Here is a 14074-nt window from a genome sequence, read left to right on the forward strand (position 1 = left end):
CGAATATATATTACAAAAGGGAGGGGATACTGTGTCATTTTTATCTGTTCTGTCGATTGCTATCATTTTATTGTTTGTTTTATTCGCTTTATATTATTATATTGCCGGTAAGAAAGAAGTCCCCCACCATCAGTTGTTAGAAGAAGAATATGAAAGAGAAGAGTGACACCTTTTATAAAGAGGTGTCACTTTTTTTCGCCATAATTGTCATCGTTAACGTATTTCTCACAAAAAAACGTAATTTTTCTTAACTTAGTCCGCAAAAATAGTGAACATGTAGCATATATCAGTAGTGCGGGCAATACAATGGTATAAACCAATGCAAAGAGAGTGTTTGAGGTGAGAAATCGTGAATCATTTCATTATAAATCCAAGAATGTTTAACGCTTACAAACAGCACTCACATTTACTTCATAGTCGTATGCAGCGAGTCTCATTTCACACTTCTCACATCCAATTTAGGGAGGCGAGTGGTGTGCACGATTACATCAAAGAGAGAACTATCAAGATTGGCAAGTATATCGTGGAGACAAGAAAGACAGTGCGTGTAATCGCAAAGGAATTTGGGGTATCAAAGAGTACAGTCCATAAAGATTTAACAGAACGTTTGCCAGAAATTAATCCAGAGCTCGCAAATGAAGTGAAAGAAATTCTTGATTATCATAAGTCTATTCGTCATCTAAGAGGTGGAGAAGCAACAAAGCAAAAGTACCGAAAAGAAGATACAGAAAACCCTGTGCGCCAATAAATCTAAAATAGCAAACATTCCTTGTGAATTCGGTAATATTTTTCAGAAGAATTCTTTTTGCGAATATTACGTTTCTGTTAAATTTATGATAAAATCAGAAATTAGGTGTAAAAGAATTCGGGTGTAACCTGATTTTGAATATCGAGGAGGAAATGACGGGAATGTTTGCGCGAGATATCGGAATTGACCTAGGTACGGCTAACGTATTAATTCATGTTAAAGGTAAGGGTATTGTATTAAATGAGCCATCTGTTGTGGCAATTGATCGTAATAGTGGAAAAGTATTAGCAGTAGGTGAAGAAGCAAGAAGTATGGTGGGACGTACACCTGGTAATATTGTAGCAATTCGTCCGCTTAAAGATGGTGTAATCGCAGATTTCGAAATTACAGAAGCAATGTTAAAGTATTTCATTAACAAATTGGACGTGAAGAGCTTCTTTTCAAAACCTCGCATTTTAATTTGCTGTCCAACAAATATCACATCTGTAGAACAAAAAGCAATTCGTGAGGCTGCTGAACGTTCAGGTGGTAAAACAGTATTTTTAGAAGAAGAACCAAAAGTAGCCGCAGTTGGTGCTGGTATGGAAATCTTCCAGCCAAGCGGAAACATGGTTGTTGATATTGGTGGAGGTACAACAGATATTGCCGTACTTTCTATGGGTGATATTGTTACCTCTTCCTCTATCAAAATGGCTGGCGATAAGTTTGATATGGAAATCTTAAACTACGTTAAACGTAAGTATAAGCTATTAATTGGAGAACGTACTTCAGAAAATATTAAAATTAAAGTTGGTACAGTATTCCCAGGTGCACGTAGTGAAGAGCTTGAAATTCGCGGACGTGACATGGTAACAGGTTTACCACGTACAATTACAGTATGCTCTGAAGAGATTACAGAAGCACTAAAAGAAGACGCAGCTATCATTGTACAAGCTGCAAAAGGCGTACTAGAGCGCACACCACCAGAACTATCTGCGGACATTATCGACCGCGGTGTTATTCTAACAGGCGGTGGAGCTTTATTACACGGTATCGACATGCTTCTAGCAGAAGAATTAAAGGTACCAGTATTAATCGCTGAAAACCCAATGCAATGTGTTGCTATTGGTACAGGTATTATGTTAGAGAATATTGATAAATTACCACGTCGTGCATTGAAATAAAGTGAGAAAGAGCTAAGGGAAAACCTTAGTTCTTTTTTTTTATTTTTTTAATTCTAATTTTTTACGAAAACGGAAGAATAATAGAGGAAAATAAAGAAATGAGGTGATATATCCGTATATACAGTTAAATTTAATGTTTTCTTATTTGAAAACGTATGTAATATAATGATTCGGAATACGACATTAAGGCAAAAAATGTTCAAATACATATTGCCTTTCCCTAATTTGGGCATACACTCTTTTCTACCTCCGTGTCAGTTGCTGGGAAGTGCAACTATTTTAATGGAATAGAGTGTGTGCATTTTTTTATAATAGAGAGTAAAGTGTTACTTTATAATGACAAATAATAAACAAAATGGGATAATAACAATATGTCCAAGTGGTAAGACCAATATTACAAAAGGGGCGATTGTTACATGCTAAATATAGAACAAATTAAAGAAATCATTCCACACCGCTATCCATTTTTACTTGTTGATAAAATATTAGAAGTGGATGAGGGGAAAAGAGCGGTTGGAATTAAAAATGTATCTGCAAACGAGGAGTTCTTTAATGGACACTTCCCAGATTATGCAGTTATGCCTGGTGTACTTATTGTAGAAGCATTAGCACAAGTTGGGGCAGTTGCTGTATTAAAGAAAGAAGAAAACCGCGGGAGACTTGCTTTCTTCGCAGGCATCGACAACTGCCGCTTCAAAAAACAAGTACGCCCAGGTGATCAACTTCGTTTAGAAGTAGAAATGACACGCGTACGTGGACCAATCGGAAAAGGAAAAGCAATCGCAACAGTAGATGGTGAAGTTGCGTGTGAAGCTGAAATTACATTTGCAATTGGTGATAAGAAAGAATAGATAGTAATTAAAAAAATCCTTCTGTAATATGCAGAAGGATTTTTTTAATTACTATATTTTTTGTTTGAAATATTAAAATGCAGAGTAATCAGAATTTTAATTGTAAATGAATGGGAGTTTGTATATAATGACGCTATAAATATCTTGGAATCAAGATGAATGATAGCGCGATAAAGATAGAGATGCCGTTGTCACATTATGGAGGTTATAAGATAGGACAAAGGTTATTATGATTCGTTATGATGAACTGTAGAGGAAAGTAATGGGGAAATTTAACGGTAGAAGTAAATGAAAAATAGGCGTAGCATATCGAGCATAAAAGAGAAAAAGGGAAAAGGTCGCATTTTGAAAAAGGAGACTAGAACATGTTCGGAAGAAAGAAAAGAAAACCATTACGACAATTAATTACACATAAAGAGCCTAAATCACGTATTACAGAACAATACCGTAACATTCGTACGAACATTGAATTTACATCTGTAGATAACCATATTCGTTCTATTATTGTCACTTCAGCAGATCCAGGAGACGGGAAAACAACGACTATTTCTAATCTAGCAGTTGTTTTCGGTCAACAAGGGAAAAAAGTATTGTTAATTGGGGCAGACTTACGTAAGCCGACATTACAAAACTTATTTGCGGTTCACAATCCAAATGGTTTAACAAATTTATTATCAGGACAGGCTTCGTTTATGCAATGTATTCAAAAAACAGATATAGATAATGTATATGTCATGCCAGCAGGCCCAATCCCGCCAAACCCTGCAGAACTACTAGGATACCGTAAAATGGACGAAATGCTTTTAGAGGCATATAAGATGTTCGACGTCATTCTAATCGATACGCCTCCTGTGCTGGCGGTTACAGACGCGCAAATACTTGCAAACAAATGCGATGGAGTTGTATTAGTAGCTCGTAGTGAGAAAACAGAAAAAGATAAACTGATAAAGGCGAAACAAATATTAGATAAAGCATCTGGAAAACTACTTGGCGTCGTTTTAAATGATAAAAAAGAAGAACAAGAACAATATGGATATTATTAGAAAATAATGTGTAAAATAGTAATCCTTAAAACTGGTAAGTGTTGTTACCAGTTTTTTTGAATTATTTTAAAATTGTATATTGAGTTATATGAAAAAAAAGATATAATAGGAATTTTGTAAAATTGATGGAATGTGTTGTCATATTTAAGATTATTTTGTAAGATTATATATGTTTTCAAATAACAAAAGAACATAGATATGACTAAAATAAAAAAATGTAAGATTATATGTTATAATTTTTCTTATGTGCAAATTTTAGAAAGTTGGAGGGACTTATGGAAGAAACAATTAGTTTAAAAGAGTTATTTTATATTTTAAAAAAACGTTTAGCAATGATCCTCGTAATCGCCTTTGGTGCAGCTATTGTAAGTGCTATCATTAGCTTCTTCTTCATGACACCAATCTACCAATCTTCAACGCAAATTCTTGTGAATCAGAAGAAACAAGAAGGGGCAGCAATTCAGTATAATGAGGTACAAACGAATATTCAATTAACGAATACATATAAGGTTATTATTAAAAGTCCAGTAATCTTAGATCAAGTGAAAGAAAAGCTAGGTTTAAATATAACAGTACAAGAGCTAAACAATAAAATTGAAGTAGCTAATGAGAAAGACTCACAAGTAGTGGCGGTAACTGCGCAAGATAAAGACCCAAAACTAGCTCGTGATATTGCTAATACAACTGCAGAAGTGTTTCAAGGTGAAGTTGCTAAAATTATGAGTGTTGATAACGTAACAGTATTATCAAAAGCAGAAGTTGCAGAAAATCTATCTCCAATTAAGCCACGTCCAATGTTAAATGTAGCAATTGCTTTCATTGTTGGTTTAATGGCTTCAATTGGTCTTGCATTCTTACTAGAATACTTAGATAACACAGTGAAAAAGGAAGAAGATGTAGAGAACTTACTTGGCTTGCCGGTGTTAGGTATTGTCGCTCGTATGGATGAAGAAACATTGAACGTGAAATCACACGCTCCATCATCAAGAAAAGTGAGGGGACAAACAATTGGCTCTTAATAGTTTATTTAAAAAGAAACAAAATCATCGTCAACGTCGTCAATTAATTGCTCATCAACAACCGAAATCACCAATTTCAGAACAATATCGTAATATTCGAACGAATATCGAATTTGCATCTGTTGATACAAATTTACATTCGTTAATGGTAACGTCTGCTAACCCAAGTGAAGGGAAAACGACGACAACAGCGAATATGGCAGTTGTTTTTGCTCAACAAGGAAAGAAAGTATTATTAATTGATGCAGATATGCGTAAACCAGCGATGCATCAAATGTTCCAAGTTGATAATATTTTCGGATTAACGAATGTATTATCACTTAGTGAACGGTTAGAGAAGTGTGTACAAACGACATTAGTTGATAATTTACACTTTTTAGCGTGTGGTCCAATCCCACCAAATCCGGCGGAATTGTTAGGTTCGAAATCGATGAAAGAACTTCTTGGGCAAGCATATAGCATGTACGATTTAGTCATCTTTGATTTACCGCCGATTCTAGCTGTAACAGACGCGCAAATTATGGCGAATGTATGTGATGCATCTATTCTTGTCGTTCGTAGTGAATCGACAGAAAAGGAAACTGCGGTAAAAGCAAAAGGATTGTTAGAATCAGCAAAAGGTAAATTGTTAGGCGTTGTTCTAAACGATCGTGAACGTGAACAAGGCTTATATTATTACTACGGTGCAAACTAATTAAAAAGTGAGATATGGCAAGAACATATCTCCTTTTTTCCCTTGAATATGAGACATGTCTCATATTCAAGGGAAAAAAGATTTTTATATGAGATAGGGAGGATGAAGCAAATGATTGATTTACATTGTCACATTTTACCTGGCATCGATGACGGTGCACAAACAGTAACAGATAGTTTAGCAATGGCGCAAAAAGCAGTTGAAGAGGGTATTCATACAATTGTTGCAACACCACACCATCAAAACGGGAAATATACAAATGAACGTACTTCAATTATTCATCAAGTAAAACAACTAAATGATGAACTACAACAAAATGAAATTCCACTGAAAATTTTACCAGGGCAAGAGGTCAGATTATATGGTGACTTACTTGAAGACTATGGGGCTGGTAAAATCGTTACTTTAAACGAAACGAATAAATACATATTAATTGAGTTTCCATCTAATCATGTACCTCGTTATGCAGAACAACTATTATATGAACTACGTGTAAAAGGAATGATCCCAATTATCGTTCATCCGGAACGTAACGCTGAGTTAATCGAGCGACCAGATAAGTTATATAACCTTGTAAGTAAGGGTGCATTAACACAAGTGACGGCAGGAAGTTTGCTGGGAAAATTCGGCAAAAAGATAAAAAAATTCTCACTACAACTCGTTGAACATAATTTAACGCATATGATCGCATCAGATGCACATAACACAACATCAAGAGGATTTCATCTAGCGGAAAGCTACGAATTAATCGGAAAAGAATTCGGAATGAATGTTATGAGCGATTTAAAAGAAAATCCGTATTTATTAATTAGCGGAAAAGCAATTTATAAAGAAGATCCAGAACTAATTCGTCGTAAAAAATTGTTCGGGATTTTCTAAATAAGGAACTGGTGATGTCTCCTAACCGTTATCAACGGGGGCACTCGGTTGTGCTGTGGGTAGAAATTATATTTCAACCTACCTTAGACGCTTGTCGTCGGGAGTATGACGTGAGGATGGGTTAGATGCCCATAAATTTATTTATAATAGAAACTCTACCTATGGAGTTATAACTATGACTCTATAGGTAGGGTTTTTGTTATTGTTACATATAGATAAAACAATGTTTTTTTGGGGGGACTAGATTTGAAAAAAGTAAGAAAAGCAATTATACCCGCTGCTGGTCTTGGGACAAGGTTTTTACCAGCAACGAAAGCAATGCCGAAAGAAATGTTACCTATCGTCGATAAACCAACAATTCAATACATAGTAGAAGAAGCGATAGAATCAGGAATTGAAGATATTATTATAGTAACTGGAAAAGGAAAACGTGCGATTGAAGACCATTTCGATCACTCTTTCGAACTAGAGCAAAACTTACTCGAAAAGGGAAAGCATGAAGTACTTGAAAAGGTACAAGCTTCTTCAAAAATTAACATTCATTACATAAGACAGAAAGAGCCACAGGGACTTGGACATGCGGTATGGTGTGCACGTAAATTTATTGGAAATGAACCATTTGCGGTATTACTTGGTGATGATATTGTACAAGCAGAAACACCGTGTTTACGTCAATTAATGGATCAATATGAAGGAACGCAATCATCTGTAATTGGTGTTCAAACAGTACCAGAAAATGAAACACATCGTTATGGGATTATTGATCCAGTTGAACAAAATGATCGTCGCTATCAAGTGCGTCAATTTGTTGAAAAACCAGCAGAAGGTACAGCACCATCTAATTTAGCGATTATGGGACGTTACGTATTAACACCAGAAATTTTTATGTTCCTTGAGAACCAACAAACAGGTGCTGGTGGAGAGATTCAGTTAACAGATGCGATCCAACGATTAAATGAAATTCAACGAGTGTTTGCTTATGATTTTGAAGGAGTTCGTTATGATGTTGGAGAGAAGTTTGGGTTTATTAAGACTACGATTGAGATGGCTCTTCAAAATGAAGAACTGAAAGAAGAGTTGATGAGTTATATGAATGAACTTGTACAAAAAGAAAATGTACATGTATAAAAAGTGAGGTGGGATAGCAGTGGCCTTAATGAAAGTATCAGAGGAAACTGTAAAGAAACAAGAATTACTTGCTGCTGAAGAGGTAAATCAAAAATGGTTGTATTTATTTATGAAACGCTTAATGGATGTAGTAGGGGCATTATGTGGTCTTATTTTCCTTTCACCTGTTTTTCTTATCGTTGCACTACTCATTAAGTTAGAAGATCCAAAAGGTCCAATCTTATTCAAGCAAACCCGAGTGGGGAAAAATGAACAAGAATTTGGTATGTATAAATTCCGTTCTATGGTCACTGATGCGGAAGAGAAGTTGAAGGATTTATTACAACATAATGAAGTATCTGGTGCAATGTTTAAAATGAAAGATGATCCTCGTGTTACAAAAATCGGTAAATTCATTCGTAAAACAAGTATTGATGAGTTACCACAGTTATTGAATGTGTTAAAAGGTGAAATGAGTTTAGTGGGGCCGCGTCCACCACTTCCAAGGGAAGTAAAGGAATATACAGCGTATGATAAGCAGCGTTTACTTGTTATCCCAGGATGTGCGGGGCTTTGGCAAGTAACGGAGAGAAATAGTGTTGGATTCAAAGAAATGGTTGAACTAGATTTAGAATATATAAACAAACGAAGCGTACTCTATGATTTGAAAATCATCTTTAAAACGATTCGAATTATGGTTAAGTCTAATGGAGCATCTTAGTAGCTAATTCATAGAAAAGAGGTTGAAAAAATGGATAAGAAGATTTGTGTAATGGGTCTGGGATATATTGGGTTACCAACTGCTAGTTTACTAGCAACTAAAGGATTTCAAGTACATGGTGTCGATGTAAATGAAAATGCAGTTGAAATGATTAATAGTGGAAAAGTACATATTTATGAACCGGATTTGGATATTTTAGTAAAAGCAGCGGTGCAAAGTGGGAAATTAAAGGCATCATTGCAGCCTGAAGAAGCAGATATTTTCATTTTGGCAGTGCCAACGCCATTTAAAGATGGACATAAACCAGATTTAGCATATGTAGAGGCTGCTGCGAAAACAATTGCTCCTGTTATAAAAAATGGGGATATTATTATTCTTGAATCTACAAGTCCAATTGGTACAACTGAAAAGGTTGCGGAATGGATTTTAGAAGAACGATCAGATTTAACAACTTCTGAGGAAATGCATAGTGAAAAGGGTAGAATTTATGTGTCGCATTGTCCAGAACGTGTATTACCAGGGCATATCTTAAAGGAACTAGTAGAAAATGATCGTATTATCGGTGGATTGGATAAAGAATCTACCAAGCGTACAGTGGAATTTTATAAACAATTTGTAAAAGGAAAAATTCTTGATACGAATGCAAGAACAGCTGAGATGGCAAAATTGACTGAGAATTCCTTCCGTGATGTAAATATTGCCTTTGCAAACGAACTATCGTTAATATGTGATAAGTTAAATATTAATGTTTGGGAATTAATCCGTCTTGCAAACCGCCATCCGCGTGTGAATATCTTACAACCAGGGCCAGGTGTTGGTGGTCATTGTATCGCTGTAGATCCTTGGTTTATTGTAGATGCTGCTCCAGAAGAAGCAAAATTAATTCACACTGCAAGAAATGTTAATGACTATAAACCGATGTATGTTGTTGAGAAGGTAAAAGAGAAGGCAGATCGTTTTAAAAATCCAGTAATTGCTTGTTTAGGATTAGCATTTAAAGCAAATATTGATGATCTACGTGAAAGTCCTGCCTTAGAAATTGTTAAACATTTAGCGGTATCTAGTGTAGGAGAAGTTATTGCAGTAGAGCCACATGTAAATGAATTACCAGTGTCTCTTCAAGAAAAAGGAATTTCACTTCTTTCGATTGAAGAGGCTGTAGCTAAATCAGATATTATTTTAGTATTAGTTGATCACGAAGTTTTTAGTTCCATTGACTTTGATCAATTAAAAGAGAAAGTTGTTATTGATACAAAAGGATTTATTAAATAATTTATAAACTGTTTTGGAGGGCAAGAATGTCAAGCTTCTTACAGAAGATATACAAATTAAAGGGAAAACCAGTTCATATAATTGCTCGCAAGGTAGCTCAAAAATCATATGATGCAATATATTATAAGGGACGTAAAATAATTGTTTCGAGGAATTTAATTGATTTAGAGGAAGAAGTCTTTAAAGACTTTCAACCACTATGTAACTTTTTATTTAAAACGAAAGAGAAATTAGATTATGTAAATAAATTAAAAAAATTAGATGTGGAAGCAGAAACTATTAGGGATGCAGATAAAATATATAATCATGTTTTTAATTTATTAGGTTCTGGAGATGTCCAATTAGGTAAAAAAATACCATGGAACAAGGATTTTAAAACAGGATTTGTTTGGGAAAATCAATTTTATAAAGATATAAAAATAGTTGATTTAAGTAATAATGCTGATGTGAAAATTCCGTGGGAATTATCTAGATTCCAACATATTCCTACCATAGGCAAGGCATACTGGATAACTAAAGATGAGAAATATGCAAGAGAATTTAAAGAACAATTATTAGATTGGATAGAGAAGAATCCTATTGAAATGTCTGTAAACTGGGCATGTACGATGGATGTAGCAATACGGGCGGTAAATTGGATTATAGGTTATTATTTCTTTAAGGACTCTATAGAAATAAACGAAGAGTTTTGGATGAAATTCCATAAAAATCTTTATCTCCATGGAAAGTTTATTTATAAAAATTTGGAGAATAAAGGTGATTATACTGGGAATCATTATTTGTCTGATATTATAGGATTAATTTGGATAGGCATATACTTTGGGGATTTTAAAGTTTCAGGTATATGGAATGAAAACAATCCTAAACGTTGGCTAGAGTATGGTTTTAAAGAGTTGGAGAAAGAAATGTATGTTCAAGTAAATGAAGATGGAACAAATTATGAAGCCTCCACATCGTATCATAGACTAGTCACAGAACTATTTTTAATGACAACTATTTTATGTACCAAAAATAATATTAATTTTTCTACCGGATATTTAAAACGTTTAGAAAAGATGTGTGAATTCATTATGCATCTTACACAACCTAATGGTAGAAGTCCGCTAATTGGCGATGCGGATGATGGAAGGTTAATTATTTTTTCTAAGTATGGCTCATGGATTAAAAATGATTTTAGACATTTATTAGCTATTAGCGGAGAATATTTTAATCGGGAAGACTTTAGATACTATGGATCTTCTTATAAAGAGGAGGCCTTGTGGTTAATTGGGGAATGGAATAATAATGAGGTTATGCCAATATTAAGTTCCAATTCTTTTGAAAATGGAGGGTATTATATTCTTCGAAATGAAAGAGCATATTGCTGTATTCGTTGCGGGGAAAATTCCTTTAGGGGTGAAGGAGTACACAGTCATAATGATCAATTAAGTTTTACTCTAAATATAGACGGGGAAGATATTTTTATTGATCCAGGTGCTTTTATTTATACTGGGGATTATAAAATGCGTAACCTATTTAGAAGTACAGCTATGCATAATACATTGGAAATCCCTAATTATGAACAGAATGATTTTGACGTTAAAAATTTATTTTATATGAAAGAGCAAACATTTTCAGAGTGTATAGAAACTCATACTAATAAATTTGTTGGTCAACATCAAGGGTATTTAAAGAAGTGTGGTGTCATACATAAAAGAAGCTTTTTATTAGAGAGAAATAATATGTATATTAAAGATGAATTACTTGGGAAGAGGAACCAGCTTTCTTATAAAATAAATTTAATATTGGATCCTGTATCCTCATTAAGATATACAGCAAATGAAATATATATTAGTAAAAATAATCTCAATATAAATATTAATTTTAATGAGGATGTAGCTATAAAAATAGAAGATATATATGTTTCCAGTAGCTATGGTATAAAGAGAAAAAGTAAAAAAATTATTGTGGAACACTGTGGAAATTTTTTAGAAACGTCTATAACGTTTGCTAATTAAAAGGATGATCAGTTTGAAACGTATATTAAAAAAATTACCAAAAGAGGTACTTCAACCTATTAAGTATTTTCGGGATTTAATTCCTGACTATTATAGATATGGAAAAGTATTTAGAAGTATTTATGAAGAATTGGAAATTTGTGAGAAAATGAAAGAAGAAAAACAACGAGAGTACCAACTTGAACAATTACAAAAACTATTAAAATACGCATATGAAAATGTTGAATATTATAAGAATGTATTTGATGAAAGAGGATTAAAACCAGAAGAAATTAAGACTCATCAAGATTTAAAAAAATTACCCTATTTAACAAAGGATATTATAAAGGAAAACTTTAATGATTTAATTTCTAAAAAAATTAGTCAAAAAGATCTTTTATATTTAACTACAGGAGGTTCCTCAGGAACACCATTAGGCTTTTATGAAAATAAGCAGATTGCAGGTCCAGGAGAATGGGCGTTCGTTACTCATCTATGGAAACGGGTGGGGTATGATGTAAGAAAAAGAAATCGTTTTGTTATATTAAGGGGCAATAGTGTAAAAAGGGATATTGCTGAATATGATGGTGGAAATCTTATCTTATCATCATATGATTTAACTGAGGAAAATATAGAGCGTTACATTAGATTAATAGAAAAGTTTAATCCTGATTTTATTCAGGCATATCCTTCTTCAATTGATATTTTATCGAAATTTCTGTTAGAAAAGGGTAAAAGAGTAAAAGTTAATAATTTAAAAGCTATATTATGTTCTTCTGAGAAATTATATGATTTTCAGAGAACAAATATAGAAGCAGCTTTTAAAGTAAGAGTATTTAGCTTTTATGGACATACGGAGCATTGTTGTATAGCCGGAGAGTGTGAAAAAAGTGATTATTATCATATTCAAAGTGAATATGGTGTAGTTGAATTAATTAATGAACAAGGTAAATACGCTACGGAAGAAAATGAAAGAGGCGAAATTATAGCTACTAACTTAAATAACTATGTGATGCCCTTTATACGATATAAAACAGGAGATATTGCAATTAATACTAAGACTAATTGTAGTTGTGGAAGAAGTTATAAATTAATAAAGGGTCTTGAGGGAAGGGAACTGGAACAAATCATCACTTATAGCGGTGCGAAGGTATCCTTAACGGCCCTTATTTTTGCACAGCATTTTTATGCTTTTAGCAAGATAAAATCTATGCAGCTGGAGCAATTTGAAAAAGGAAAAGTTATTGTGAAGATAGTTGAGCAGCAAAGATTAAATGAAGAGGATAAGTTAGAAATAATAAATAAAATGCGTAAAGCAACCAGTGACACATTGGATGTGGAGATAGAGATTACTGATAATATCGAAAGAACTAAAAGAGGTAAGCATAAGTTTCTTATACAGCATCTTGATTTACAAAAATAGAATTTAAAAAATGATGTAGATTTAAGGGTGAAAGTGTAATAGAGAGAGGGAGTATACTTGAAAAAAATTAATATTATAGGTCCATATCCTCCACCTATGGGGGGTATTTCTGTTCATATTAAAAGAATGAAAGCATATTTGGAAAGTAAGGATATACAGTGTATCGTTTATGATGAGTTCAAACAAGAAGATTTGAATAGGAATATATATGCTATCAAGAAATATAAAATGTTCCTTTTTAAAATTCCCTTTCTAAAAGGAAATATTATTCACTTTCATTCTTTGGATAAACGTTTAAGAATGTTACTAGGATTATATAAGATTTTGGGTAAAAATATTATTCTTACTGTACATGGTCAAAGCTTAGTTGACCAAATTAATAGCTCTGGAACTATAGTGAGGCATTTATTAATTAATAGCCTGAAAAAAATTGATAAGATAATATGTGTAAACGAAATAAATACAAAGGAATTAATTGATTTAGGATTTGATAAAGAAAAAATAATTACTCTTTCTGCGTATATCAATCCTATAGAATTAAAAGAAGACTATGAGAAAATACCATCAAATATTCAGGAGTTTATTGGAAGTAAAGACTTTATAATTTGCGCTAATGGATGCGTTAGGTTTTATAATGGACAAGATTTATATGGTATTGATTTATTGATAGATTTGGTTAAAGAGCTAGCTTTAAATGGAAGGCATGTTAAATTACTATTTGCTGTGCTAGACGTTCAAGGGCAAAATCAAGATGAGAAAAATTATTATGAAGAATTGAAGAGAAGAATTAACGAATATGGTCTAGATAATCAAATTCTGTTATTTGAAGTGAAAGATACAGAGTTTTATCCAATAGTTAAAAGGAGTAAGCTGTTTATAAGGCCAACCAATGTGGATGGGTTTGGAGTTTCCATTGCTGAAGCAATCTATTACGGAATTCCTGCAATTGCAAGTAATGTTTGCAAGAGACCAGATGGAACAATAATTTTTAAATCAAGAGACCATCAAGATTTATATAAAACGGCAAGTGATGTTATGGAAAATTATGAGAAATATAGAAAAAGTATTGAAAATATAAGTGTGGATAATAATGGTGAGAATTTATTAAGAATATATAAGCAAATAAATATAACTTAATATATAAAGTGCATATTCCAAACATCAAAATAAATGTGTTT

The 14074-nt window shown here is 33.2% G+C and carries 14 protein-coding genes; all 14 read left to right on the top strand.

Annotation, left to right across the window (positions count from 1 at the left end):
* Positions 1-31: 31 nt before the first annotated feature.
* The 14 genes from MKX66_RS20915 (at position 32) to MKX66_RS20980 (ending at position 14033) form a co-directional block, all read left to right on the top strand.
* Complete coding sequence (locus MKX66_RS20915) at positions 32-166, top strand: hypothetical protein (protein WP_002016211.1); 135 nt, start codon at positions 32-34, stop codon at positions 164-166.
* 309 nt (positions 167-475) lie between these two features.
* Positions 476-748, top strand: coding sequence for a sporulation transcriptional regulator SpoIIID (spoIIID, locus tag MKX66_RS20920; RefSeq protein ID WP_002089714.1), 273 nt, complete (start codon positions 476-478; stop codon positions 746-748).
* Positions 749-909: 161 nt separating this feature from the next.
* The gene (locus MKX66_RS20925; protein ID WP_002130035.1) at positions 910-1911 is read left to right on the top strand and encodes a rod shape-determining protein; all 1002 of its coding nucleotides are present in this window, start codon (positions 910-912) and stop codon (positions 1909-1911) included.
* A gap of 416 nt (positions 1912-2327) precedes the next feature.
* Positions 2328-2762, top strand: coding sequence for a 3-hydroxyacyl-ACP dehydratase FabZ (gene fabZ, locus MKX66_RS20930; protein ID WP_000931959.1), 435 nt, complete (start codon positions 2328-2330; stop codon positions 2760-2762).
* Between the two features lie 365 nt (positions 2763-3127).
* Positions 3128-3805 carry a CpsD/CapB family tyrosine-protein kinase gene (locus MKX66_RS20935; protein WP_012262036.1) on the top strand — a complete coding sequence of 226 codons (678 nt, stop codon included), beginning with the start codon at positions 3128-3130 and terminating at the stop codon, positions 3803-3805.
* Between the two features lie 275 nt (positions 3806-4080).
* The gene (locus MKX66_RS20940; RefSeq protein WP_219920926.1) at positions 4081-4824 is read left to right on the top strand and encodes a YveK family protein; all 744 of its coding nucleotides are present in this window, start codon (positions 4081-4083) and stop codon (positions 4822-4824) included.
* The gene (locus MKX66_RS20945) at positions 4814-5518 is read left to right on the top strand and encodes a CpsD/CapB family tyrosine-protein kinase (protein ID WP_002130032.1); all 705 of its coding nucleotides are present in this window, start codon (positions 4814-4816) and stop codon (positions 5516-5518) included. The genes MKX66_RS20940 and MKX66_RS20945 overlap by 11 nt, the downstream gene beginning before the upstream one ends.
* A gap of 111 nt (positions 5519-5629) precedes the next feature.
* Positions 5630-6397, top strand: coding sequence for a tyrosine-protein phosphatase (locus MKX66_RS20950; RefSeq protein WP_341087016.1), 768 nt, complete (start codon positions 5630-5632; stop codon positions 6395-6397).
* A 246-nt stretch (positions 6398-6643) separates the two neighbouring features.
* Complete coding sequence (bpsC, locus tag MKX66_RS20955) at positions 6644-7525, top strand: UTP--glucose-1-phosphate uridylyltransferase BpsC (RefSeq protein ID WP_341087018.1); 882 nt, start codon at positions 6644-6646, stop codon at positions 7523-7525.
* Between the two features lie 19 nt (positions 7526-7544).
* Complete coding sequence (locus MKX66_RS20960; RefSeq protein ID WP_341087020.1) at positions 7545-8225, top strand: sugar transferase; 681 nt, start codon at positions 7545-7547, stop codon at positions 8223-8225.
* A gap of 30 nt (positions 8226-8255) precedes the next feature.
* Complete coding sequence (gene wecC / locus MKX66_RS20965; RefSeq protein WP_219920922.1) at positions 8256-9497, top strand: UDP-N-acetyl-D-mannosamine dehydrogenase; 1242 nt, start codon at positions 8256-8258, stop codon at positions 9495-9497.
* Between the two features lie 26 nt (positions 9498-9523).
* Positions 9524-11494, top strand: a complete 1971-nt coding sequence (locus MKX66_RS20970; RefSeq protein ID WP_219920921.1) for an alginate lyase family protein — start codon at positions 9524-9526, stop codon at positions 11492-11494.
* Between the two features lie 13 nt (positions 11495-11507).
* A complete protein-coding gene (locus tag MKX66_RS20975) occupies positions 11508-12896 on the top strand; it encodes a phenylacetate--CoA ligase family protein (RefSeq protein ID WP_219920920.1) in 1389 nt (462 codons plus the stop codon).
* Positions 12897-12953: 57 nt separating this feature from the next.
* Complete coding sequence (locus tag MKX66_RS20980; protein WP_258237030.1) at positions 12954-14033, top strand: glycosyltransferase family 4 protein; 1080 nt, start codon at positions 12954-12956, stop codon at positions 14031-14033.
* Positions 14034-14074 lie beyond the last annotated feature (41 nt).

Origin of the sequence: Bacillus sp. FSL R9-9530, assembly GCF_038008145.1 — a bacterium.
GTDB lineage: Bacteria > Bacillota > Bacilli > Bacillales > Bacillaceae_G > Bacillus_A > Bacillus_A mycoides.